Origin of the sequence: Bifidobacterium leontopitheci (assembly GCF_009193355.1) — a bacterium.
Taxonomy (GTDB): domain Bacteria; phylum Actinomycetota; class Actinomycetes; order Actinomycetales; family Bifidobacteriaceae; genus Bifidobacterium; species Bifidobacterium leontopitheci.
Window position 1 is genome coordinate 36,043 of the sequence record NZ_WBVT01000012.1, and the last position, 25,929, is coordinate 61,971.

The 25,929-nt window shown below is 66.6% G+C and carries 13 protein-coding genes; 5 read left to right on the forward strand and 8 right to left on the reverse strand.

The window, feature by feature from the left end:
- Nucleotides 1-165: 165 nt before the first annotated feature.
- From F7D09_RS05405 to F7D09_RS05420, 4 genes are all read right to left on the reverse strand, one after another.
- Nucleotides 166-1,899: a L,D-transpeptidase family protein gene (locus F7D09_RS05405; protein WP_152234391.1), complete on the reverse strand. Its 1,734-nt coding sequence runs from the start codon at nucleotides 1,897-1,899 to the stop codon at nucleotides 166-168.
- Between the two features lie 195 nt (nucleotides 1,900-2,094).
- A complete protein-coding gene (nudC, locus tag F7D09_RS05410; RefSeq protein WP_152234392.1) occupies nucleotides 2,095-3,195 on the reverse strand; it encodes an NAD(+) diphosphatase in 1,101 nt (366 codons plus the stop codon).
- A gap of 175 nt (nucleotides 3,196-3,370) precedes the next feature.
- Nucleotides 3,371-4,219 carry an alpha/beta fold hydrolase gene (locus F7D09_RS05415; RefSeq protein WP_193312341.1) on the reverse strand — a complete coding sequence of 283 codons (849 nt, stop codon included), beginning with the start codon at nucleotides 4,217-4,219 and terminating at the stop codon, nucleotides 3,371-3,373.
- 47 nt (nucleotides 4,220-4,266) lie between these two features.
- Nucleotides 4,267-4,890: an NUDIX hydrolase family protein gene (locus F7D09_RS05420; RefSeq protein ID WP_152234393.1), complete on the reverse strand. Its 624-nt coding sequence runs from the start codon at nucleotides 4,888-4,890 to the stop codon at nucleotides 4,267-4,269.
- A gap of 287 nt (nucleotides 4,891-5,177) precedes the next feature.
- Here F7D09_RS05420 and trxA point away from each other — a divergent pair, with 287 nt between their 5' ends.
- A complete protein-coding gene (gene trxA, locus F7D09_RS05425; RefSeq protein ID WP_152234394.1) occupies nucleotides 5,178-5,531 on the forward strand; it encodes a thioredoxin in 354 nt (117 codons plus the stop codon).
- Nucleotides 5,532-5,954: 423 nt separating this feature from the next.
- Complete coding sequence (locus tag F7D09_RS05430; protein ID WP_152234395.1) at nucleotides 5,955-6,950, forward strand: aggregation-promoting factor C-terminal-like domain-containing protein; 996 nt, start codon at nucleotides 5,955-5,957, stop codon at nucleotides 6,948-6,950.
- A 621-nt stretch (nucleotides 6,951-7,571) separates the two neighbouring features.
- Here F7D09_RS05430 and F7D09_RS05435 read toward each other — a convergent pair.
- Complete coding sequence (locus tag F7D09_RS05435) at nucleotides 7,572-9,047, reverse strand: hypothetical protein (RefSeq protein WP_152234396.1); 1,476 nt, start codon at nucleotides 9,045-9,047, stop codon at nucleotides 7,572-7,574.
- Nucleotides 9,048-9,611: 564 nt separating this feature from the next.
- Between F7D09_RS05435 and F7D09_RS05440 the strand changes: the two genes are divergently transcribed.
- The 3 genes from F7D09_RS05440 (at nucleotide 9,612) to F7D09_RS05450 (ending at nucleotide 13,172) form a co-directional block, all read left to right on the forward strand.
- The gene (locus tag F7D09_RS05440) at nucleotides 9,612-10,250 is read left to right on the forward strand and encodes a hypothetical protein (protein ID WP_152234397.1); all 639 of its coding nucleotides are present in this window, start codon (nucleotides 9,612-9,614) and stop codon (nucleotides 10,248-10,250) included.
- 355 nt (nucleotides 10,251-10,605) lie between these two features.
- Nucleotides 10,606-11,685, forward strand: a complete 1,080-nt coding sequence (locus F7D09_RS05445; protein ID WP_152234398.1) for an arsenate reductase/protein-tyrosine-phosphatase family protein — start codon at nucleotides 10,606-10,608, stop codon at nucleotides 11,683-11,685.
- Between the two features lie 164 nt (nucleotides 11,686-11,849).
- Nucleotides 11,850-13,172, forward strand: coding sequence for a hypothetical protein (locus tag F7D09_RS05450; protein WP_152234399.1), 1,323 nt, complete (start codon nucleotides 11,850-11,852; stop codon nucleotides 13,170-13,172).
- Nucleotides 13,173-13,424: 252 nt separating this feature from the next.
- Here the strand turns inward: F7D09_RS05450 and F7D09_RS05455 are convergent, their stop codons facing one another.
- From F7D09_RS05455 to F7D09_RS05465, 3 genes are all read right to left on the reverse strand, one after another.
- The gene (locus F7D09_RS05455; protein WP_152234400.1) at nucleotides 13,425-14,630 is read right to left on the reverse strand and encodes a GDSL-type esterase/lipase family protein; all 1,206 of its coding nucleotides are present in this window, start codon (nucleotides 14,628-14,630) and stop codon (nucleotides 13,425-13,427) included.
- Between the two features lie 219 nt (nucleotides 14,631-14,849).
- Entirely contained in the window at nucleotides 14,850-16,106 is a 1,257-nt protein-coding gene (locus F7D09_RS05460; protein WP_152234401.1) for an acyltransferase family protein, read from the reverse strand.
- A gap of 350 nt (nucleotides 16,107-16,456) precedes the next feature.
- Nucleotides 16,457-25,840, reverse strand: coding sequence for a type I polyketide synthase (locus tag F7D09_RS05465; protein WP_152234402.1), 9,384 nt, complete (start codon nucleotides 25,838-25,840; stop codon nucleotides 16,457-16,459).
- Between the last annotated feature and the right edge of the window lie 89 nt (nucleotides 25,841-25,929).

Genomic DNA, 25,929 nt, shown 5'->3' on the forward strand with positions numbered 1-25,929 from the left:
AGGAGTAGGACATCCCGTGCCGGGTCATACTCCCGGTTTTCTCCCATTTCCGCCCCTTCGGATGGGAGAAAACCGGGAGTACGGGCATCCCGGCACCCACCCCAACGCAAATGAGCCCCCGCTTTCGCGGAGGCTCACCGGATTTCGTCGCTTGCCGGCTGCGGGTCAGCGCACGGCGGCGGACGGCGTGCTGCCGACCACCTGGACCATGGCGCCCACGGGCAGGAAGTCGTAGATCCACTTGGCGTCGGCGACGTTCATGTTCGTGCAGCCGTGCGACTTGGGGGTGCCGCTGGCGATGCCGTCCGGGTTCCACGGGGCGCCGTGGAAGCCTTCGCCCTGGTTGTAGTAGGTGACCCACGGCACGTTCGGGGTGACGTAATCCTCGCCGCGCATGGTCTGCGACGTGTACTTGGTGTGCACGAAGAAGGTGCCGTTGTCGGTCGGCGTGCTGGGCTTGCCGGTGGAGACGAGGAACGTCTTGACCAGCGTGGAGCCCTTGTAGGCGTAGACCTTCTGCTCGCTGAGGTTGATGACCGCGTGCGGGTCGCCGTTGGGCGACGTGTAGTCGACCTTGCGGCTTTCCGTCTTGTGTTCGGTGACCTTCACGTCGGCGGTGATGCTGCAGCCGTCACCGGTGCCGAGCGCCTTGATCACCTGATCGGCGGTGGCGTCGGTGCTCTGCACGGACACGCCGTCCACGCCTTCCTGCGAGACGGTGAGCACGGTGCCGTCGTTGTTGACGACGTTCTTCTCGACGACCATGTCCTGATCGAGCTCCTTGGCGAGGTTCTGCGCCAGATAGCTCTTTACGGCGTCCTGATCGTAGGAGAGCGCGATGGTGCCCTTGCGCACGTCGGGGGTGACGGTGATCCACTTGGCGACCACTTCGGCGGGCACGGTGAACGACTTGTCCTTGGAGTTGCCGATGGTCAGCGGCGAGGAGAGGCGCTTGTTGGCGTCGTTCGCCGTGGCGGTGGCGGTCTCGACGGTGATGGGCATGGCGACCTGCGAGTACTGCACGGTCACCTTCTGGGTGGCTCCCGGCTCGGCGATGGCCTTCTTGACGGCCTTGACGACCGTCGCCGGCTGCGCCTCCTTGCCTTCACGACCCTTGGTGACGGCGAACGTGGTGCCGTTGTAGGCGACGGACGAGGCGACCGCACGATCCTCCTTTTTGACCAGCGTATCGGTCAGGTAGGTGGTGAGCGTACTGTCGTTGGTCTTGGCGCTCAGCGGCACGGTCTGCTTGTCGAACGGGTTGATTCGCGCGATCATGTTGCCGGACTTCGCGCTCAGCAGGTTGTTCACGGTCTGCTTGACGTCGACGCTCACGCCGAGGCTCTTGAGGTCGGCCTTGACGGCGTTGCCTTCGGAGTCGGTGACGGTGATGGCCGAGTCGGCGACCGCCTTGTTGACGATCTGGGTCAGCTCGTCGGACGTCTTGCCTGCGACGTCGATCTGGCCGAAGCGCACGCCGGGCGAGACGCGGTTCTGGTAGTACCAGTTCGCGCCGAAGAACGCGGCTACCATCATGACGATCAGCGCGGCGAGGATGCTCAGCGCGATGATCAGGCCACGCTTCGGGTGCCGCTTCGTCGCCGTGCTCGCGCCCTTGCCGAGCGCCGCCATCTCGGCGGCCTCCATGGTCACCGGAGCGAATGTCATCGTGGCTACGTCGTCTGTGTTATGTATCGGCCGGTTCGCGCCGGCCGTTCCTGCGGCTGTGGTCATCGCAATTCCGCCTTCCCGTCCAATGTCCGATGACACGGCCGGCGCCGCGTATCCGGCTTCCGGAGCAGGCAGCGGCACCGATGGCACATCCGTCGTCCGCTCGTCGAACGGCGTAAAGGCCTGCGTGTTCTCGCCGATGACGCCGTCGCCCTCGTATTCGCTCATACCGTGTCCTTTTCTTCAGTCTTCGGCCCCACTATAGCCGAGACCCCGCCTAATGTAGCGCTCAGAGCGTAACAATACGGCGTCAAATAACCGATATCCGGCTGCTTTATGACGAATCTCACGTAGGTCATGGCAGCAGCCGGACATGGGAGCGCTCACAGCCGGACGCAGCACATGAATGCCGCACCCCGAACGTCACAGTTCGCGGCCGTACCACTCCTCGATCATGTACCGGGCGATCGTGGCCTTGCCGGGCGCCTGCATGCGTCCGCTGATCAGCTCCTGCGTGTACTCGTCGCGCGTCACCCAGCGGGCGGTCTGCGTCTCCTCGCCGTCCACGTGAATGTCCGCGTCGAGCGCCTGCGCCTTGAACGCCATCATCAGCGACGCAGGGAACGGCCACGGCTGCGAGCCGAGGTAGCGCACCTCGCCGAGCCGCAGACCGGTCTCCTCGTGGGCTTCGCGGCGCACGGCGTGCTCGAGGTTCTCGCCGGCCTCCACGAACCCGGCGCACACGGAGTACAGCAGCGGGTTGCGCCATGCCTTGTTGTGCTGGAGCAGCAGACGGTCCGAACCGTCCACGATCGCGGTGATGACCGCCGGCTCGATGCGGGGGAACAGCAGACGCCGCCCGTCGTCCTTGCCGGTGCACCGCTGCGCCCAGCCGGCCATCGCAGGCTCGACCGGCGCGCCGCAGGCCGGGCAGAACCGCTGGCCGGCATGCCACATGCTCAGCGTCGACGCGCTCGTCGCCTGGCCGGCCTCGCGGGCGTTGGCGTGGGCTGCGAAGCCGCGCAGATCCACCCAGTCGAAGCGTTCGACCGCCTGGGCGAGCAGGTCCGGCTTCCCCGCGCCGCCCATGGTGGTGGATTCGCCGTCGTTCTCGTCGTCGGATTCGAACGCCGCGTCGGCGCTCAGCTGCGCGGAGTCGGCCGGGGACTGGCCGGCTGTCCTGAGCCGGGTGACGTCGACCGCCACGACATGCTCGCCGCGGGCGGCGCCGTACGAGCCGAGGAATATGGCGACCGCTTCGGGGTGATCATGCAGGCACGACGCCATGTAGGCGCCCGGCAGCGTGGACAGGCGCATCTTGGCCGCCGTATAGTCGACGACCGCGCCCTGACCGCGCGGTACGGCGAGCCTGCCGTTCCTCACCAGAATGACCTTCGTGGTCGGATCGGCGAACAGCGTGTCGAACAGGTCGGGTTCGTCGCGGCGGTCCACCTGATAGTCGATATCGCCCTGCGCAAGCGGCAGGAACGGCAGCGTCTGCGTCAACGCAAGCGGAGAAAACATCGTATGACTCCTTATATTCTTATCTCAACGTCCATGACCGTGTCGACCGTCGGCATCGTCAGGGGCACTCCCCGTCACGCTGCGAGGGCGAGCAGCGTGACGCACCCGCGGCGGACGACCAACGCGACCGACACGACCGACACGACCAGCGGCCTGCCGCAGCACAGCCGCCGGCTCAGCGCACGCGTTCGACCAGGTCGACCAGCAGCTCCGCGACCTTGCGCGGGTATTCGACGGCGCTGAAGTGGCCGCAGTCGGGCAGCACGGTGAACGACGGGTTCGTGCCGGTCATCGCGTCGGCGAGCGAGCGCATCGCGGCAGGCTGGCTGAACGGGTCGTTCTCGCCGCAGATGACGGCTGTCGAGGCAGTCACGAGCGGCAGCTGGTCGTTCAGGTCGGGGCGCCCGGCCGCCATGCGCTGCCGCCAAGCGACGCCCTGCGGCGTCTGCTCGCGAATCCACCGGGTGAACAGGTCGTGGCCCGCCTGCGACTTCTTGAAACTCGAGTCATGCTCGCTCGCGTCGGCGAAATGCATCACCGGGTCGACGGTCTCGCCGCTCTCGCAGGCGCGCGCGCACTCGAGACGGCCGGCGCGGGCTGCCGGCGAGTCGGCGTCTGCCTTGGTGTCGCACAGCGCGAGTCCGGCGATCATCTCAGGGTGACGACGCTGCATGTCAAGCACGACGTAACCGCCCATCGACAGGCCGGCCCACACCGCACGCTCGTAGCCGGCCGCGCGGACGAGGTCGGCGTAGGCGTCGGTCATCAGGTCGAGCGCCTGCTCGTACGCGCCGTCGGCAGCGACCTCGCCGCTGTCCGCCGCGGACGGCACCGGGCCAATCCCGGCACCCGGCATATCGGGCGCCCAGACCGTGACGGGTGCGAGTCCGCGTTCGGCGGCGACATCGTTGACCTTCGCCGCGCACTCGTCCCACATGTGATGGTCGACAGGGAAGGCGTGGACCATCACCAGCGGCACGCCTTCACCGTTGCTGTAGACCGTGTTGTTCAACGTGATTGCCATGAATGCTCCTTATATATAACGGTCGCCGGCGCCGCTGCGCTGCCGGCTCACGCGTCCAGCCAGGCGAGCGCCTGACGCACGATGCGGCCGTGTCCGTTCGTCATCTGCCCGACGAACGTGTCCATCACCTCGCTGCCGGGCGCGACCCATTCCACGTCGAGCGTCTCGTCCTGCGGCTTGCAGTCACCGGCGATCGGCACCACGTAGCACAGTGCGATGGCATGCTGGCGCGGGTCGTAGTATTCGCTCAGCCCCGGCGTGGGGAAGAACTCGGCGACGGTGAACGGCTGGAGGTTCTGCGGCAGCATCGGCAGGGCGATGTCGCCGAGGTCCTTGGCGATGTTGCGGGCGATGGCTTCGCGGATCGTCTCATGGAACAGCACGCGGCCGGTGATGAGCGTGCGTTCGATCGAACCGTCGTCGGAGACGCGCAGCAGCGAGCCGATCTGGGAGACGCGGCCAAGGTCGTCGGTGCGCACCGGCACAATCTCCACGTAGGCGATGGGCAGCTGGCGGCGGGCGCGGCTGATGTCCGCCGAGCCGAGCCATCCGGGCGGGTTGCCGTGCGATCCTCGGATGAAGTCCTCGGGTGTGATGTCGTCGAATTCCCCGCGCCGACGGCCGGCGTCGAAATCGCCCTCGTCGGGCACTTCGTCATTCAGTACTGGCATGGTTTCATTATCACCCCGTTTTCGTGACCGGGATGTGTCGAGACCGGGAAATGTCCGGGAACATGCGTGGAGTATCCGCGATGCGGACGTGCGTGGGCGGTCTGCCGGGTGCGGCGACATGCGTTCGGCGGCGACGCGACACACGGCGTTCGTCTGACGGCGAAGTTTGTTGAGTGGTGCTGGAATGCTGGATGGTTAACAACCAAGGGGAATCGTCCATGGGTGGGCCGGCCGCCGCGCGTGCGCGGGGTGGGCGCGTCGCCGTGGGCGGGGAAAGGAACGATCCGATGGCAACCGTTACGTTGAACGCACAGGATTTCGAGAAGACCATCACCGACAACGAACTGGTGTTCGTTGACTTCTGGGCGACGTGGTGCGGCCCGTGCCGCGCGTTCGGCCCGACGTTCGAGGCCGCCAGCGAGGCGAACCCGGACATCGTCTTCGGCAAGGTCGACATCGACGCGAACCAGGAGCTCGCCTCCGCCGCCGGCATCCAGGCGGTGCCGACGCTGATGATCGCCAAGAAGGGCCAGATCATCTTCAAGCAGGCGGGCGCGCTGCGCGCCGAGGACCTCGACGACCTGATCGATCAGGCGAAGAAGCTGGACGTGGACGCGGCCGAGGGCGCGCAGAAGGCCTGAGCCGACAGTCCGTAGGCTTTGGCGGGTGACCACCCTCAGTCTCGCTTCGCTCGACAGCTCCCGCCAGCGGGAGCGAACAAGAGAAACACTTCCGTTGACTGGAGCTGTCAGCGAAGCCGGCTGACGGTGGTCACCCGCACACTCGCCCACAGGCAAAGCGGAACAAGAACAACGCTCCCGCTGGCGGGAGCTGTCAGCGTAGCTGACTGAGGGTGGTCACCCGCATATTCACCTGCAGACAGGGCGGAATCGGTCCTCCATATGCTTGGATTTCCCTTCCGTCAGGCCCTGAGCTAGACTGTATTGCAGTGTGTGCCTTCCAGTGCGACGCCGGCGGCGTCGGCACACCGCGGCAGAGGCGTTCATGCGCGTGCATCCGCAGCCGCCACAGCACTGAGTTCTGTACGTCTATCAAGGAGCATAATGGCCAGTCATCGCAAAGCACATGCACCCACGCTGCTGTCGCTGAGCAAGCGGCAGTGGATTCGCATCGTGGCGGTCATGGCGGCGATCATCCTGATTGCCACGGCGGGCATCGCGTCCCGCAACTTCTACGTGGGCAACGGCCGCACCTCCAAAGTGGCGGAATCCTCGACATCCGGCCTGTCCGACACCACGGTCTCTCGTGGCACCACCCGTTCCGACCTGCGCGGCGCGAACGGCGACACCAGCTATGTGACGGTCAAGATCAACGGCAAGTCGCGCGTCGTGCTCGGCACCAAGTTCACCACGGTCAAGTCCGTGCTCGACGCCGGCAACATCACGCTCGAGCCGGAGGACTCCGTCTCCCCCGCGCTGACCGCCAAGGTCGACGAGTCCACCGTCATCACCATCTCCCGCGCGGACACTAAGACCGAGATCTCCGATACGCCGATCGCCTTCTCCGTTGTCAAGAAGGAGACCACCGACCTGCCGCAGGGCGAGGAGAAGGTGCAGACCGAAGGCCAGAACGGCGTCATGGAGACGACCAGCCTCGTCACCCGTTCCGGCAGCAAGGTCGTCTCGTCCAACGTGTTCACCTCGTACGTGAAGAAGCAGCCGGTCGATAAGGTCATCCTCGTCGGCACCGGCTCCGCCGCCGAAGCCGCGGCGAACACGCTCGGCGACACCGTTCCCGCCGGCGAGAAGCAGCAGTGGGCCCACGACTGGCTGATCCAGAACGGCTACACGGAGGCCGACTTCACCGCCGCCAACTACATCATCAACCACGAGTCCGGCTGGCAGACCAACGCCACCAACCCGACGTCCGGCGCGTATGGCCTGCCGCAGGCGTACCCGGGCAACAAGATGGCGTCCGCGGGCGCCGATTGGCGGACCAACTACCAGACGCAGTTCAAGTGGTTCGTGAACTACTGCAACCAGCGGTACGGCTCCATCACCGCCGCCTACGCCTACTGGGTGGCTAACAGCAACTACTGATCTGACTGTTCGCAGTTACAGGCGGTGTGCATCTCGCAACGGGATGCACACCGCCTTTTCGTTATCTCGGACCGCTGCCGTGTCTCCAGCCGCTACGCGTACGTTCCGTTTTCTGTTCTCGACCGACCGTACCCGTAGGGTCCATTCGGGTACGGTCCGTCGTGATTTTCCTAACCGACCGTACCCGTAGGTCAGTTCCGAGTACGTTCCGTCATATTTCCCCGACGAAGCGTACTCGAAGCGACGTTCAGAGTACGTTCTGTTTTCTTTTCCTAACGGACCGTACCCGTAGGGTCCGCACGAGTACGGTCCGTTATTAATTCCTGACGGAACGTACTCTAATCACGTCTACGAGTACGGTCCGTTGATCTTTGTTGAACGGAACGTACTCGTAGAGTCGGTTCCGAGTACGTTCCGTCATGTTTTCCCAACGAAGCGTACTCGAAGCGGTCGTTAGAGTACGTTCCGTCGAGAAAAGAAAACGGAACGTACCCATAGAAACGATTAGAGTACGGTCGGTTTACAACGACGGCGGCCGCGCTCTGGTTGGGGAGCGCGGCCGCCGTCACACGAGATGGTCGACGCAGGCCGACGGTTACGGTTACGTCAATGCCGGTTACGTCACTGGGGGCGGGTCGGCTGTGTCGTGTTGCCGCCGCCGTTGCCGACCTGCGAACCGGTGCCGTCACCGTTCGAGGCACCGGTTCCGGTTCCGGTACCCGTGCCATCGCCGGTACCCGTGCCGTCACCGTTCGAGGTTCCGTCACCAGTGCCGGTCCCGGTCCCCGTGCCGTCGCCGGTCCCCGTGCCGTTGTTCTGGTTCTGCTGCTGTTGCTGCTGATAGTAGTAGTACTGCCGCTGCTGCTCCTCGTACGCGCTCATTGACGCGTTCACCGCTTCGCTGGCCGTCTGCAGGTCGGTGATGGCGGTCTGCATGGACGCCAAGTCCGGCGTATCCTCCTGCCAGTACTTGCTCGCGTTGTCGATCGCGACCTGCAGCTTGGCGCGGGTCGACTCGTCGAGCACTGCGCCGGCGCTGGAATCGTACAGCTTCTGCGCGTCGCTGATGGCGGTCTGCAGCTGCTGCTTGACGGAATCCGTCTTCGCCTTCGCACTGTCGGTGACGGCCTTCGTCGCGGACGTGACTGACGTGGCGGCGTCGGTCAGGGAAGACGTCAGTTTGGTGTTGGTCTTGGCGTTGGTCTCGAGTGCGGCGACGCCGAGCGACGCATCGCAGGAGGCCGGGCTCTTGAGCGCCTCGGCCTTGGTCACGGCGCTGTTGAGCGTATCAAGCACGCCGGCGTCCGCAACCTGGTCACTGCCGGTCTGCTGGGCGGTCTTCGCATCGGACAGCGCCTTCTGCAGCTTGCTGGACGCGCTGTTCGCCTTGTTCGCCGCCTGCTCGCACACGCTGACCGCCTGCGCGGTCTGCTGCTGGCTCTGCTGGTGACGCCACCACAGCACGCCGCCGGCGATCGCCACGGCGGCCACGACGACCACGACGCCGCCGATGATGAGCGGACGCTTGCCGTGCGGCCCGCCCTTCTTGCCCTTGCCGGACGCCGCGGCGTCCGCTGGCTGTGCGTCCGACTGCGGCCGGGCGGCGTCATGCGGTGGCAGCGGCACGGTTTCGCCGGCCGCGTTGAGGCTGACCGGCTGGGGCGACGGAATCGGCTCGACGATTGGCTGGAGCACCATCGTCACGTCGTTGTTGCCCTTCGGCTGGTTGGCCGCCGTCGCCTCGACCGTGCGGGCGTCGCGTTCGGCCTTCGCCTTCTCCTCTTCGGCGGTCGGATCGGCAACGTCCTCGAGTCCGAGCGGATCGGCCGCGGTCGTGTGCGCCGGACGGCTGGTTTCAAGCGAATCGGACGAGCCTTTGAGGCTGAACACCGGCACATCATCGCTGGAATGGTCGGAGCCGCCGCTCAGCGAAGGGAACGTCAGGTCGGGGATGTCCCATGCGGGTCCGCCCAGATAATCCTGGCTCGCCCCGCCGGTCTGGCCGCCTGACTCGCCCTCGGTCTGGGAACCGGATCGGTCGGCGCCGTTCACGGCGTGGGTGCCGCCGGTGATCCAATCATCATGTTCGCTCATCATCCGCCCCTGCTTCATCAACAATCGTGGTTTCCGTCCGCTGCGGCGACAGCGGTCACTGAACATACTCTATTATGGACGGTTCCCCGCCATATTCAACAACGGACCGTCCTGCGGGAAGTGCACGTCCGCGCGCAACGTTATGCCGAAGCGTACGCAACATGAATTCCCGGTGACGTTTCGGCCTACGGACCGGCTCCGACCGCGCGGAAAACGACTGCAATGTGTCGCCATTGTTACCGCTTCGCCAAGGATTGCGGGGATGCGGCCGGCGGACCGACGGCGACGGTCAGGCCAACTACGGCCTGACGATACGCCGGCGAACATCGCCGAATCCGTCGGAACCGTTGCAACGCAACGGATTCGTCGTGTTCACGTTCACAACGTCCGGCCGCCGGCAACGTACTTTCCGCCGGAACCGTCACCATTGTTCATAAAGCCGTCTCATCCCTTGGAAAAGTCACCTCGAGGTGTATAGTGAGCAGTTGTAACGGGAAGGAACACCTACCCTATTCCAGAATGACTTCGGGTTGATTTTCAGTTGACTCATCCGAGTTTGGAGGAAAGATGAAAGAGCTGGAGAAGAAAGTAGTCGCGCTGTTCGCCGCGCTCACTGCCCTTGTCGCGTTCGTCGGTTTCGGTACGGCCAATGCCATGGCCGATGATTCGTACGGTGCCAAGGTCACTGTGAGCGGCACCACCGCCACCGGTACCATCACGTTTGATCCGCAGGATATTGAGAAGTACGGCGAGTACGTCTACATCGAGGCGGACTCCGAGCTGGTCGCGCAGGTCGTGCCGGCCGCGTCCATCGAGAACGCCGAGTACTACTACGCCGGTCACGTCACCAAGGAAGCCCCGGTCGTGAACTTCACGATCAAGCTGAAGCAGGACGCGACCTGCAAGGCCACCGTGCTGAACTACAACGTGCACCTCGGCAAGAACCAGGTCAGCGGCGCCAACAACGGCGAGCTGACCGACGCGCAGGTCGCTTCCGCCGACCTGTCCCCGGTGTTGCCGCAGTACAGCGGCTCCGTGAACGTCCCGGCCACTGGCTCCTGCCAGACCGCCGGCACCACCACGGGCGCCAAGACCGAAGGCACCGCCAAGACCGGTGCTTCCGTGTTCGCGTACGGCATCGCCGCGGTGCTGCTGGCCTTCGCCGCAGTCGCCATGCTGGTGGTCCGCAAGCAGCAGCGTCACTGAGCTGAGCTGATTGTCGGCTTCGGCCGATAATGAAGAGGCAGGGTTTCGGCCCTGCCTTTTTTATGCCCTGCGTCACCGCGCCCGCCCACACGCTCGCACGGTGGCGCGTCACCATGTGGGATATCCACTGTGACTCTGCTCGCCCTTGCACAGTGACGCAGCATCACAACCCCAGTGTTTCCAAGGGATGCGAGGCGCGCGTCACTGTGCAAGGGCAAGCAGCGTGACACATTGTGCAGGAACGTTGCCCATCCTTCCCCTCCCACGCACGGTGACGCGGCGTCACAACCCGGCAAATACCGGTATTATGATGGGCGAAGCGGTTGGGACCTCTTGATGGAAAGGACTTGATGCCATGCATATCGTCACTGTCTGCGCCGGCAATATCTGTCGTTCGCCGATGGCGGAATACCTGATCCGTCATGAGGCCGGCCAACGGCATCTGACCGACATCACCGTTTCCAGCGCCGGCACGCTGCGCCTCCCCGAACGCACCATCGACCAGACGTGTAACGGCCTGCTCGAACGGCATGGCATCGACGCCTCGGGATTCCACTCCACCATATGTTCGCGCGACATCATCGGCAACGCCGACCTGGTGCTGTGCTTCACCCATGGGCTGATGGCGGACATCCTTCAGGACAATCCGACCGCCATCCAGCGCACGTTCCTGATCACCGATTTCGCGAACATGTGCGACGCCGATGTCGCGCAGGGCGGCCCGGAAGGACGCACCGCATCCGAACGCCTCGCCTCGGTCATCGCCGATGCACCCCTGCTGAGGCCGACGCTGCCGGAAGCCGACGAAATCGCAGACCCATACCATCAGGAGCAGTCGGCGTACGTCGACGCCTACCTGGCCATCGCGCAGGCGGTCGAACGCATCATGGCCGCCGCCAACCCAGCCAGCAACGCCGCCGAACCGGCCGCGGACGCCACGCACGCGTTCGCCGGTTCCGTCACGTTCGTCGACATCCCCTCCCTGCCGGACATCGGCGATGATGGTACTGCCGCTGCTGACGCTGACGGCTCCCCGCATGGCCGGCTAATCCCCGACATCTCGCTTGGTCCAGATGCGGACGCCCAGCCTACGGCAGCCACCCAGTCGGCACCGGCACAATTCATGACGACTTCGCACCAGCCGTGGCCGACGATTCCGACGCCACCCCAGCCGCCGCACGGCCGTCACCGTCATACCGACCAAGACCCGGCACCGACCGGATTGACGCCAGCAGACTCAGCATTCCCACCGAACCCGAGCGAACCGCAAGTCCCTGTGATCCCAGACCTGCCGCCGCTGGCCATCCCGACAATCACGCTCACCCCGCAGGCCGACGACTCCGCGGACAGCCAGTCCGCCGCCAACGTACGCGGCACCGCCAAGCATGCGAACGATACCGGAACCGTCAAAAAGAAAAGGACGCTGTTTTGGTGATGCACGCCGCTCACAGCCTTACCAGCCGAAACCTGAACCGTCGTATCCGTCACAAGCGCAACGATAGTGACCCCAGTCGAGACGGCCGTCACGATGGCCGTCTCACCGCACGACCGGCAGCCGGTGCGCCGCTTCTCGCAACATCCACCCCGCACGCCCCGACCATGCGCGACCTCACGGACGTGCTCTGGTACGCGGCGCTCGCCCTCATGCCGGTCGACGGCACGGTATTCGGCGTGCAGATGCCGTACTGGTCGCCGATCGCGCCGGTTTTGTTCCTGCTGTACGCGGTGTGCAACGCGCGGCGGCTCCCGCTCATGTTCCAGCGGCATCCGGCGGTGCTGCCGCTGGTCGGCGCGATGCTGCTGGTCAGCGTGTTCGGCTGGCTGACCATCGGTGTCAACGGCGTGTACCTGACGCGCACGGTGCTCGCGCTGCTGTTCGCGGTGGCGACGCTCGCCTCGCTGGGCATCGCGCTGGATGCAAAACGGCTGAGTCCGCGCGCGATGGTGACTGCCCTGGCCGCCGCCTATGGAGTGGCGTTCCTGTTCGGCGTGTTCACGTGGGTCTGCCAGCCTGGGCACCTGAACATCTCGCGGTGGCGCGATCCGCTCATGCAGCTGTATCTGCGGCAGTATTTCGTGTCGCGGCCGCAGTTCCTGTTCGCCGAGCCGAGCTACATCGGCATGCACCTGTACGGCGTGCTGCTGCCTGTGTACTGGCTGACGCGCGACCGTCGGCTGCCGGTGCTGATCGGCGTGTTCGCGGCCGGTTCGCTGGTGATGGGGGCGGGCGTGCGCATCGTGATCGACACGGCGGCGGCCGCGGTGCTGTGGTTCGTCGCCGCGTTCCCGTGGGGGCGGCTGCTGCATGACCGGCGGCTGATGGCCGTCACGGCCGGGTTTGCGTGCGTGGGCGTGGGCGGCGGCGTGGCGGCGTTCGTGACGCAGCCGCGGTTGCAGTCGCTGCTGTCGTCTGGACTGTTTGCCGGGGATGCGTCGATGTCGGCGCGCATGTTCCGTTCGCTCGCGCCGCTGGAGGCGGGAGCGAACGACGTGTGGCATCTGCTGTTCGGCTTCGGTGCCGGCAACTTGGGCGAGGCGATGCGGCGCGGCTATGCGGGCACGCTGGCTTGGTACCAGGGGCATGGCGGCACGATGACCGACGAGCTGCGCGAGCTGGCCGATCCGCTCGGGCCGACCACGAACCGTGCGGGCAACGCGTTCACGATGAACGCCTACAGCTCGTTCGTCACCGAGTTCGGATTGGTGCTGTTTGTGGCGGCCGTGGCGCTGCTGGTCTGGCATGTGACGCGGCATCATGCGTGGAGCTGGTTGACGGTGTGCTGGCTGCTGTTGCTGGTGTATCTGTACGCGCAGTTCGAAGCGTACGCGTTCCTTGCGCTGCCGCTGTTCGTATGGGCGACGGCCGATGATGGGGTGGCGGCCGGCGAGAGTGACCGCGGCGATACGGCCGCTACTCCTTGATTTCTCCCATTCAGAAGACCCGAAATGGGAGAAATCAAGGAGTAGGACGTCCCGTGCCGACTCATACTCCTAGATTCTTCCCATTTCTAACCCTTCGGATGGGAGGAATCCGGGAGTAGGTATATCCGATTCCGGCCTACTCCCGGTTTTCTCCCATCCGAAAGACTGGAAACGGGAGAAAACCGGGAGTTGGCTGTCAGGACTCCCGAGGTTGGCCCGTTTCCATCCACCTCAGATGGGAGAAAACCGGGATCAGAGGGATTGCGACGAGACACGGCGTCCACGACGGCGGTGGACCGTCACCAACACGGTCGCAGTGGCCGCCAATACGGCGACACCGCCGATGGCAGCCAGATGCAGCGGCCGGGAGCTCGTCTCTGCGGCCTTCGCGGCACGGGTCGCTGCCGCCTTGTCCGTGCCCCACTGCGCGTACAGCATCAGCGAATGCGACGGCAACGTCACTGACGCCCCCGGACGGTACGACGTGCCGGACCCATCGGCGGCCGTGTTCCACGCGACGATGCGCTGCCGGGACTGCGTGAAACCGCCGGACGGCAGCGTGACCGTATCGCCGGCGCTGTCGGTCAGCCGGTCGATCATGCCGGTACCGCCGTCCGCCTGGAAGCGTACGGACACGTCGTCGGCAGTCTCGGCAGTCTCGTATTCCGGAATGTCGCCGCTCACTTTGGGGCCGTCGAGCGAGTTCACCCAACCGGCGACCATGTGAGCCATCTCGTTGTGCCCGGCGACGCTGAGATGCGTGTTGTCGGCGACCGCGTAGCCATGGGATTCGGCGTTCGGCAGCCACGCGTACCAGTTCTTCTCGTATTGGAACCCGCGCGCTTGCATGTTGAGGAACATGTACGGCATGAACGGTTTGACCCTGCCGTATGCGGCGAGCATCAGCTTGGTGGCCGGCGAGGCGTCGGGGATGTAGAGCCGTTGCGCCTTGGGGAATTCGGCTTTCACACGACCAGTGAGCGCACTGGACGCCGTGATGAGCCGGGTGATGTCGGGATTTCGTGCGACATCGTTGCCGCCGCCGACCACGAAGACGCGGCGTACACGGTCGTGACCGATGTGCTCGGCGTCCAGCTGGTCGAGCACACGGTCGAGCTGCTTGTCGAACGTGTTCGCTCCCCCGACCACGAAACCGGTGCCGCCGACGGCCACGTTGAGCTCGCGAGCGCCGTCCGCATCGGCGAACAGCTTGGTCCAGCGCTGTTCGGCGGCGACACCCTGCGCGAAGTTCGTGGCGCTGCTGTCGCCGATGATGACGTCGATGGGCTGGGATGATGTCGTTGCGGTGTCGGCCGCGTGGGCCGGCGGGATTGCGGGCAGCAGGAGCGCGGCGGCGGCCAGTATGCCGGCCAATACCGACGGACGGCGGCGGCTGAGCGGTTGCGGCGACGCGGTGGAATCTACCGAATCGGTGGCTCCGGATTGGTGAAGTGTCATGATCGTCCCTTCGATAGAGCCATCAGGCGTTGCGGCGTCTACGCCCATCCTAGTACGTCGGCGCCCCGAAGCACGATACCGGCCGGTGTAGAATGCCGGACAACCTTCAACGACTAACGTCACTCTGCTCGCCCGATCAGAGTGACGCACCTCCCGAACCCCTTGGAAACACTGGGGTTTCAGGCGCGCGTCACCGTGCAAGGGCGAGCAGAGTGACGGTTAGGGGCGTTGGGTGGGGTCGGGGGCCTCACCTGCAGTGGGGGGCTCACCTGCAGCGGGGACCTCGCCCGCAGTGGGAATCTCGTCCGTGGCGGGAGCCTCACCCGTGGCGGAACCGGCGCCTGCGGTGCCTGATGCAGCGGAATCTGCGCCACCGAGCAAGGTTTTCCAGTTGTAGCCTTTCTCACCAAGCAGTACGCCGAGTCCGAGCCGTCGCAGCAGTTCGGCGATCAGCATCACCACGGTCGCGAATCCGACGATGTTGATGGCGAGCATGAGCGCGGGGTTGATGTCCGGCCAGTAGGCGAACGACAGATACGCGAGCGGCAAATGCATCAAGTACAGAGCCATGAGGTTCTTGCCGATGGTCTTGAGCAGCCAGTTGGTGCGCTTGGGGATGAGCATGGCGATGGCGATCGGCACCGGCATGCAGGCGATTGACCGCGCATACATGATTGTCAGACCGTCGGCACCGCGCAGCGCGATGACGACCGTCGCCGCGTACACGACCGCTAACACGACAATGATGGCAATCCGCACCCTCAACGATACCCAAGCCTCGCGGAGCCGGTCCTGCTGCCGGTGCAGCAGGAGTCCGGCTACGAAGAACGGCAGGTAGGCGATGAACGACGACACCGCTTTGCTCGTCGCGTTATGCGCCTCGAGCGCATGACCGCCGAGAACGGCCGCTGCGAACACAATCACGGCCCATACCACGGCCGCAATGTCGCCGCGGTCGGTGAGCTTGAAAAGATGGTACGGCAGTCCCATCACCACGTACATAAGAAACAGGACCTGCAGGAACCACAGGTTGTCGGAGAAGTTGCCGGTGATGAACGTCTCCCACAGGATTCGTCCGAACGAAACCCCCTTGAACTGCGGGTGATGCGCGGCGAACCGCAGCGGAATCGACCAGCACAGTCCGATGAACAGCCACGGGATGACAAGCCGGTAGAACTTCTTGCGCAACAGCACAGCGTAGCTGGTGGACTTGCGCAGCGTGTACACCATGCTGGAGCCGGCGAGCGCGAAGAACAGCGGCATCATGGAGACAAAGCTCACGCCGATCACCGCGGCAACCGGGGTGCCGGGGCCGCCGATGGCGAGATGCCGATGCGTGACGTATGCGCGCCCAGGGTAGGTGTAAATCATCGACGAATGATAGATGATTACCAGCACCGCGAGGACCGCGCGGATGTTGATGCTGCCGTCGCTGGACTGCTTCTTGTTCGTTCGTTTCGTGTTCGTTGTTCCCATGGATGTTCCTTGAGAGGATGTGTGCTTGTTGTCTGCGGGTGACCACCCTCAGACTCGCTACGCTCGCCAGCTCCCGCCAGCGGGAGCGAGTCCCGTTCCCTACCCCGCTGGCGGGGGCTGTCAGCGAAGCTGACTGGGGGTGGTCCGCAAACGGGTGACGCTCCCCCAGTCACGGCCTTTGGCCGTGCCAGCCCCCTCCACCGAGGGGGCCGAGGAGCAGGACAGTCCTTAGCCCTCCACCGAGGGGCCGGTCACTCCTCCAGCATTCCACCGAGGGGGCCGAGGAGCAGGACAGTCCTTAACCCTCCACCGAGGGGCCGAGAATGGGCCCCTCTACCGGAGCCCGAGTCTCAGTGGTAGAGGCCGTCGGCGCCGAGGCGGGCGTCGGGGTCGAGCAGCATGGCGGCTTCCGTCTCGTGCGGATCGGCAGCGGCACCCGCTACGCCAGCACCCGCAACACCCGCAGCACCAACCCCATCAGCCTTCTTGGCGAAGTGGCGGTTCTCAATCGGCTCGTAGAGCGGCGCGTGGCCGTGACGGCCGGCGTCGAGACGCCTCGCGCCGGCGACCAGACGCGCCGCGGAGCGTTCCAGCCATGTGTCGAGCAGCGCACGTCCGGCATCCGCGTCATCCCCGGACTGCAGCACGGCCGCCTCGAACGCGACGGGGCTCACGAACACGACGACCGACGAGACATGACCGAAGCCGAGCGACGTGGCGATCACCGAACGCACCGGAATGCCGGCCGCCGCAAGGTCAAGCGGCTTGTTGCGCACCCAGACGAGCTCGTCGTCACGGCTCATGGTCGGATCCACGCAGTCAAGCGACATGTTGGCCGGCACCAAGCCGGTGCGGAACATGCGCATGATGTCCGCGGTCTGGAACACGAAGGAGCCGCCCTTCGCATGGCCGGTGAGCGCCTTCGGCGAGAACACGAACAGCGGGTTGCCGGTCGTGCGGCCAATGGCATGGGCGATGCGGCGGTGAATCTCCGACTCGTTCGCGTCGTTCGCGTTGGTGGACGTGTCATGCTTGCACACGACGGTGATGTCGTCGGCGGTAAGGCCCAGGTCGGCGAGCTGGCGGACCAGCTGCGACTTGCGGCCACCGCGCGCCGCCGCGAGCGCACCCATGCCGGGTGCGGGAATGGATGCGTGCGCACCGTCGGCGAACGTGCGCGCGTAGCCGACCACGCCGAGCACCGGCAGACCGAGCCGCAACGCGAGCGAAGCGCGGGCGATGAGCACGGTGCCGCCGCCCTGCGATTCGATGAACCCGGCGCGTCGGCGGTCGTCCGGACGCGACATGAACCGCGTGTCGACGCCGGCTGCGGCGAGTTCGGCGTCGTCAGCGGTCGCGCTCATGTTGCCGAAACCGTAGACGGAGCCGCGTGAGATGTCGTCGGAGCCGCCGGTGACCACGAAGTCGGCCTTGTGCAGGGCGATCTTGTCGACGCCCTCCTCGAGGCTGACCGCGGCGGTGGCGCACGCGCCGATCGGCGTGTTGATCTCGCCGTAGCCGCCGAGATACGACTGCATGACGTGGCCGCCGATGATGTTCGGCATGATTTCGGCGAACAGATCCGGCGGGATGTCGTGGCCGCCGAGCGTCTCTTCGAACATGGTCATCTGCGAGCGTGCGCCGCCGATGCCGGTGCTCTGCGTGGACGCGAAGTCGGCCGGGTGGATGGTCTGCAGGATCTCGGCCGGTGTGAAGCCGGAGGCGAGGAACGCGTCGACCGCGGTGAACAGGCTCCACAGGGAGACCTCGTCGAGGCTTTCCATCATGTCGGCGGGCAGGCCCCAGCGCGACGGGTCGAAGCCGTCGGGGATCTGCGCGCCCACGTGGCGCAGGAGCGCGCGGCGTCGCGGCACGCGCACCTTGCTGCCGGCCTTGCGGATGACGGTCCATTCGCCGGTCGTCTCGTCGGGCAAAATGACCGTGTTCTCCGGGTCGTACCGCAGGTAGGCTTCCGCCTGCTCGCGGTCGGGCACGTTGAAGTTCACGTCCTTGTCGAGGTACACGACGGGCAGCGTCTCGTCGCCGGAGGGGTCGATTTCGGCGTCCTTGACGAGTTCGCGCACGCCGCAGCGGGCGACGACCTCATCATGGAAGCGCTCGTAGATGTCCGTCTCGTCGATCAGGTCGCCGTTGGCGTCCACCCAGCCGGCCTTCGGCTTGTCCTGCCAGGTGATGAGTCCCATGGACCAGGCGAGTTCGATGACGCCGTTCGTGGTCATGTCGGCGGTGCCGTCGTAGCGGATGCCCAGTTCGGCTTCGGCGGCGGTGCGGCCGGATCCCCACGGCCCGATCAGTCCGGTGCCGACGATCACGACCATATCGTCCAGATCGGTGCGAACATCGTCCCAAGCCTCGGCCGCCGCAACGCGGTCGGCAGCGGACTTGGCCGCGACTTCGGCGGTTGCCGGCGCGGGCAGCGCCTTGAGCGTGGCCGGCTTGCCGTCGGCTTCGGCCTCGGCGGCAGCGGCGGCCGCGGCGGCCTTCGCTTCCTGCTGCTGCTTGCGGAAGTCCTCGATGAACTGGCTGGTGACCTGCGCGAGATCGACGTCCACCTCGCCCACGCCGCCGGTCAGGTTGGCGTGGATGGGCGACTTCGCCGCGGCCGCAAACGACTCGGGCGTGGTCAGTTTCATGAGCTCTTCGGCGATCTCGTCGGTGGAGTACGTGCGCACGCCCTTGGCTTCCACGGCCTTGACGAGCGGATCGTTCTGGGCCATGAGTCCAGTGCCGCGCACCCAACCGATGGTCGGCTGCGCGAGCAGGATGCGGCCATGCCAGGTCGGTTCGCTCTTCCACTTGCGTTCGATGGCGTCGAAGGCGTTCTTCGCCTCGCCGTACGCGCCGTCGCCGCCGAACACGCCGCGGTTGCCGGAGCCGGGGAGCACGACCATCGTGCGGTGCGCCACGTCCACGTCCTCACGGGCGTGGGCGAGGTCGGCGATGCCGCGCTCCACGCTCCACAGCAGCAGTCGCATCTGCTGTTCGGCGGCGGGGCCGACCTGATCGAGCATGCCGGAGACGTGCGGTGCGGCGAACGGGATGAAGAAGTCGGGCATGAGCGCCGGCTTGAGGAGGATGCTGTCGGCGCCGATGCTGCGCTTCTGTTCGCTGGTCACCCACTCGACGAGCGCGTCGACGTCCTGATAGGACGAGAGGTTGGCGGGCACGAGCCACAGTCTCGCGTCGCCTGCCGCATGAGTGCGGTACACGTCGCGCGCGAACTGCAGGCGCTTCCAGTCGATGTGAGAGGCGGTGATAATCACCGTGGCGCCGCCGGAGAGGAACCGTGCGGCGACCGCGCCGGCGATGGAGCGCGGCGTGGCGCCGGTGATGAGCGCGACCTTGCCGTCGTATGGCAGCGTCGCGGCGTCATTTTCGGCGTCGACTGCGATGCGGCGGTATCGCGCGGCGAGGTCGGTCAGACCTTCGTGCTCGCTCTTGGCGGCCCACCAGCGAGCCTGGTCGGCGACCGGCTTGCCGGCGCCGACGAAGCTGCCGGCGACCTCGTCCGCGTCCGTCCCTGCGGTCTCGCGCAACCGGGCGAGATCCTCGCGCGCGGACGCCCAGCGGTCGTCGAACAGCACGGCCTTGCGCGCGTCGAACGACGGCTTGGTGCGCTTGAACCAGTCGGAGCCGAGTTCCTTCTCCACGAGTGCGACCACGGCGGCGTTGGCGCGAGCCTCGTCGTCGTCGGCCGGCGTGGCCGGTTCGTTGAGGCCGAGTCGGTGCAGCACGTCGCGGGCGGCGGTGGCGAGCACGCCGTCCGGTCCGGTGACGCTCGCCTTGTAGGCGTCGAGCGCGGCGGAGTCGACCATGCCGCCGCCTGCCGCCGCGGTTCCGGCGACGGGGGCGATGGCGATGTCGTGCGCCTTGGCGACGGCCTGCACGGCCTCATCAATCAGTGCGTCGACGGCGGCGGCCGTCTTGGCCGGAATGCCCGTGAGCGTGCGCAGTTCGCCGCCGCGTAGCGACGAGCCGTCGCGGCTGCCGAGCAGCAGTTCGGCGAGCGTCCAGAACGTCCAGCCGCCGTCGAGCCCCCAGTGGGCCTTGAGTCGTTCGCCGACGTGGACGAGCGGCACGTGCGCGGCGCCGAACAGTTCGTGCACGCCGCTGGTCGTGGCTTCCTGCAGCACGGAGCCGAACGGCTTGTAGCCGCCGGCCGCATGGTTGACCATGCCGACCAGCGTGGCCATGTCGGCTTCGGCCGCGCCTTCGAGCGAGGGCACGGAGATCTCGGCGGCGATGTCGACGAGCTGCTGGTTGCGCTTGGAGGAGACGCCGTTCGTGAGGGTCTCCAACGTGTCGGATGCGCCGATCTGATCGGGCAGGATCTTGTTTTCGAGCGTGAGCAGGACCTTCACGGCGTCGGCCGCGGTGAACGGCAGGTCGGGCGCGGGGCCGGCAGGCGCGGCGGTCACCGGAGCGGCCGGTGCGGACGCTGCCGGCACTGCGGCGGTCGGGGCCGCTGGAGCCGCCGCGGCAGCCGCGTCGCCGCCGGCAACAGCAACGTTATCCTCAGCAACGTCAGCTGCCGCCGGCGCATCCTCCTGCACGCCGGGCGCGGGGTCGGTGTCGTTGCCGAGCAGACGGTCGCCGTCGCGTTCCGCGTTCAACACCTGCACGTGCGCGTCGGCGAATTCGGGCAGTTTGAGCGTCTTGGCGGCCATGTTGGCGAGCACGGGGGCGGCGGCGAGGCCGATCTCCACGAACCGGCCGACGCCGAGGCCGCCGCGGTTCTTGGGTGTGAACAGCAGCCGCTGCGTTTCGATCCAGCGCACCGGGGAGGCGAACTGCCAGGCGAGCAGTTCGATGAACAGCATGCGCGACAGCTGCTGCGGACGCTTCTGCCACCAGGACCATGATTCGTCGGTGGCGAGCGCCTCCTTGACCGTGCGCGAGGGGGCGACTTCGAGGATCGCTTCGGCGAATTCGCGGGTGAGCGCGAACGGGCGGGCGACGAGGTTCGGGATGTAGCGGCCGACGAGTCCCTGGCAGTCCTGGTCCTCGGGGATCATCGCCTCGAGCTTTTCTCGGTATTTCGGCACGCCGGGGCGCATCATCCGCGAGTGGAACGGCACGTCGATGCCGGGGATCGGCATGTACGGAGGCTTGCCGCCGTATTCGCGGGCGCGGCGTTCGGCGTCCTTCTTGAGGATCTCGAGGCCGCGCAGCGTGCCGACGACCGCGTACTGGGAGCCGGAGACGTTGTAGTTGACGATCTGCAGGAACTCGCCGTAGCGTTCGGACAGGCCGCGCACGTACGCGTCCACTTCGTCGTCGTCGCTGATGCCGAACTGGACGGGGCGCAGCGCGCCCATGCCGTAGTTGGACCGGCCGGTCTCGTCGCGGTCGACCAGCTCGTACATGGTGTTGCCGCGCAGGTAGACCATGTCGATGACGGTCTCCAGCGAGAAGGCGTGACCGACGACGGACAGCGCCGTATATTCGCCGAGCGAGTGGCCGGCGAGGTACGAGTCGTCCCAGACGAGCGCGTGTTCGGCCTGCAGTTTCGCGAACTGTGCGAAGCCGAGCACGGTGAGCGCGACCTGCGTGAACTGGGAGAGGAAGAGCACGCCGTCCGGGTGGCGGTATTCGACGCCCTTGACCACGACGGCCGGCGGGTTGTCGCGCACGATGTCGAGGATCGAGAAGCCGAGCTTGTTCCGCGTGTGCTTGTCGGCCCGCTCCCACACCTTGCGTGCGGCGGCGGAACGGGAGAGGTCGTCCAGGCCCATGCCCTTGCGCTGCGAGCCTTGTCCGGGGAACACGTAGGCGGTGGTGGGAGCCTTGGCGATGGCGCGGGCGCGCGAGACGGTCAGGTCGCCGACCTTGCACACGACTTCGAGGAGCGTGCGGCCGTTGGAGGCGCGGCCGATGCGTTCCACGCTGATTTCGATGTCGTCGCCGAGCTGGACGGGCGCGAACATCGAGTACGTCCAGCCTTCGATGCGGTACTGCGAGCCGTCGAGCGTGTTGAGCGCACTCACGGCATGCTGGGCGACCGCGGACAGCCACATGCCGTGCACGATCGGCATGTCGTAGCCGACGGTCTGCGCGTCGATGCGTGAGCTGTGCAGTGGATTGTAGTCGCCGGAGACCTGCGCGAACGCGGTCATGTCGCTCGGCGCGGTGACGTGGAAGCGGCGAAGAAGCCGCCTGGAGGCCGGCAGTTCGCGCTCGCCTTCCGCGGCGAGCAGGCCGCCGTACGGGGTGGCGACGGGTGCGGGGGCGTCGGCGTACACGCGTCGGGGGCAGATGAACCGTTCGGTCAGTTCGATGGTACCGTGGGCGGCGGCAGCATCGTCATCCTCGCAGCGCAGCGTCACCTCGGCGTGGATGATGCAGGTGCGGCCGTTGGCGGTCTCCAGTGAACGGTCGGCCCACGAGACAGCGTCGAGGTACGGCTTGCGGCCGGCCGCCTCCATGGTCCGGTAACGGTCGAGCAGGATGTCGAAGGTGTCGCCGTCGATGATGCGGATCTCGTGGTTGAGGTGGACGGAGAACTGCAGCGATTCCAGCCAGGAGATGCCGTCGTCGGAGTGCCCGGACGTTTCGGCGGCGTAGATGGACGGCCACATTAGGCACATGAGCGCGTCCGGGACCGCCTGTGCGGGGAGCATGTCGGCCGGCAGGTGTCCGATTGTGGCGGCGTAATGCTGGGCGCCGAGCAGGTCGTCCACGTGCAGCCGGCGGTGGAGCTCGCCGAACGGGGACCGCTCGGACGGCTGTGGCTTGGGCATCGCGATGAGGTTGCCGCACACGTCGCGCTGGCCTTCGCCGGCGACCGACGAGAGGAAGTCCATCATGTCGTGCAGGAGCAGCGTCTCCTCGACCAGCGGGTAGGCGCCGTTCGCGGCCAGCGGGTTGAAGCTGATCGGTCGGACCAGCCGGCGTACGGCGTAATGGTCGGCGCCGTCATCCACGGCGTCCCAGTGCATGTTGTCGAGGGCGACCGTCACCTGCCAGGCGGGGGCGTCCGCGCCGGGCACCGCCTCGAAGCGCACGGCATCGCGGTCCTTCACCCGTGAGGTGAGGCCGGCTGTCAGATGGCCGTACTGTTCGACCAGTTTTTCGGAGCATACGACCTGCTCCGGCGTGGTCATGAGCTCGCCGGTGCGGCTGTCCGCGCGGCGGGCGATGGCCGCGACTGGCGTGACGTGGGCCGCTTCGAGCGCGTCCACGCAGCCGGCCTCGAACCGGTCGAGCAGGTCGCCGACCGGCTCGTTCACCCGGTCGATGGCGGAGACGGACAGCGGCCCGGGCAGGGCGATCACCTGATCGGCCGTGTAGCGCGGATCCTGCGACTGCCACATAGCGTCAGTGCCCCAGCGGCGGGACACTTCGGCGTCGATGACCGGCACGAACGGCACCGGCTTGCCGTCGCCGTCGCACAGTTCGGTGAACCAGGCCACGTCGGTGTCGGCGACGGTGGCGCGCGCGGCGAGCGGGTATTCGCGTTCGACGGCCGCGATGACGGCCTGCGGATTGCCGGCGGCGGCGGTCAGGTCGATCACCGGCGTGAACTCACCGTGGTCGAGGTCCACGAACCGCTGTTCGCAACGGCGGACCATCGCCTCGAACCGGTCGGCGTACGTGGCGTCCGCCCACGGCCAGGCGAGTTCGACGTAGCGGCGCAGCCAGGCGGCGTACGTCATCTCGGCCACGTCGCCGAAGTACGGCTTGGCGGTCTTGTTCAGTGCCGCGATGATTTCGTCGCGGTGCGCGGCGACGGCCTTGTCGATGTCCTTGGCCTCGGTCAGCTGCGTGAGCAGGCGACCGCAGGCGGCGGCGGAGTTCTCGAGTTCGTAGAGGTCGGCGTGCAGCGAGCTGATGCCGGAGGCGACGCCGCCGGCGCTGTGGCCGCGCCGCACCCACGTGGAGGCCGCGGCGTCGCTCTGCCGTCCGGTGCCGGACGCGGCGACGAGCGCCTGCTTGACGTCCGGGTTGGTGCGCGCCTCCTTGGCGGTCATGGCGACCGTGCCCACGAACACCGCGTCCACGGGCATCGCGCGCAGGCCGTACCGGGCCGACCATGCGCCGGTGATGTAGCGTGCGGCCTTGTCGGGCGTGCCGAAGCCGCCGCCGACGGCGAGCACGATGTTGGGCCGGCGGCGGATGGCCGCGTACTGGCCGAGCAGCATCGCGTCGAGGCTCTCCCACGAGTGGTGGCCGCCGCCGCGGCCGTCCTCGACCTGCAGGATGATGCGCGTGGTCTTCGTGGCCTCGTCGGCATGCAGGTCGTCGGCGATGCCGAGCACCTGCCGAATCTGCTTGGCCGTGCCGACCTTGAGCGAGACGTAGAGGAAGCCTTCGTTGTTGAGCCGCTTGACCAGAGACACGGCTTCGTCGCGTTCGGGCACGCCTGCCGAGATGGTGACGCCGTCAATCGGCGCGCCGGCCGCGCGGGCCTTGCTCACGATGCGCTTGACGCCGAAATGCAGCTTCCACAGGGTCGGGTTCATGAACATGGCGTTGAACTGCACGGCCATGCCCGGCTTGAGCTGCTCGTGCAGCTTGCTCATGTGGTCGAAGAAGATGTCTTTGGTGACCTGGCCGCCGCCGGCGAGTTCGGCCCAGTGGCCGGCGTTGGCCGCAGCCGCCACAATGGCGGGGTCGACGGTGGTGGGGGTCATGCCGCCAAGCATGATGACCGAGCGGCCGGTGAGCCGGGTGAACGCGGTGTCGACGACCGTGCGGCCGTCCGGCAGGGTGATGAGTTTCGGCGCGAACGCGCTCCAGTCGGCGCCGGGCTTGGGCGCGTAGTCGGGCATGCCGATATGGTCGCAGGCGGCCGGGTCGCCGGCGTCGATGACGCCCGCGCCGGAGCCTTCAATGAGCCTTGCGGTCATGTCGCCGAGCACGCTGCCGGGGCCGAGGTCCACGAACCAGCGGGCGCCGGACTCGAGCGCGGCGTCGACCTGCGTATCCCAATGTTCAGGGACGGTGAGGATGCGCTCGGCGATTTCGCGCGCGACAGTCTGGTCGAGGCCGCAGGCGGCCGCCCAGGTCACGGCACGGTCGACGGCCGGCTTCATGAGCGGCGAGTGGAAAGGCGCCGCGACCTGCAGGAACTCGACGACCGGCTCGAACGGGGCGCCACCGTACAGGGCGATCTCGCGTTCGTGGTGCCGCCTGATGCCGGCGATACGCTCGGACAGCTGAGTCATGGACGCCGGCAGACCGGAGAAGACGACGTGATCCCACGCGTTGACGACCGCGGCCGCGGTTCCGGTGATGCGTTCGATGTCGGCTTGGGCGACGCCCTTGACCGAGAGCATGGGCGAGCCGTCGGCGGTGCAGACGTCGGCGCCGAGCATGCGGGCGGTCAGGGACGCGGCCGCGCCGATGATGCGGGCGAGCGCGTAGTAGCGGGCCATGCCGTCGGCGTCATGGTCGAGGTACGCCTGCGCGATGCGCGCGGCGAGCACGCCCTGGGAGTGGCCGAGCACGGTTTGCGGCTGATGGTCGGCGAGCGAGACGATCCGGTCAAGGTAGGCGAGCTGCGCGACCTGCGCGCGGATGATGCCGGGGACGCTGGAAACCGCGTCGATGCCGGAATCCTCGCGGCCGGCTGCCAGCAGCTGCGTGGCGACCGGGGCGAGCACGCGGTAGGAGCCGCGGACCATATCGTCGATGGTTGTGCTCACTGCAGCGTCGGCGCAGGCGTCCTCCAGAATCCTGCTCCAGTTCACGCTCCCCTGACCGGCGAACATGAGTGCATATCGCTCTTCATCAGCAATGAAAGGCGCCAAGATAACCCACCAATTCTTCTCTTTACTACCCTGACAACGATCTCAGAAAC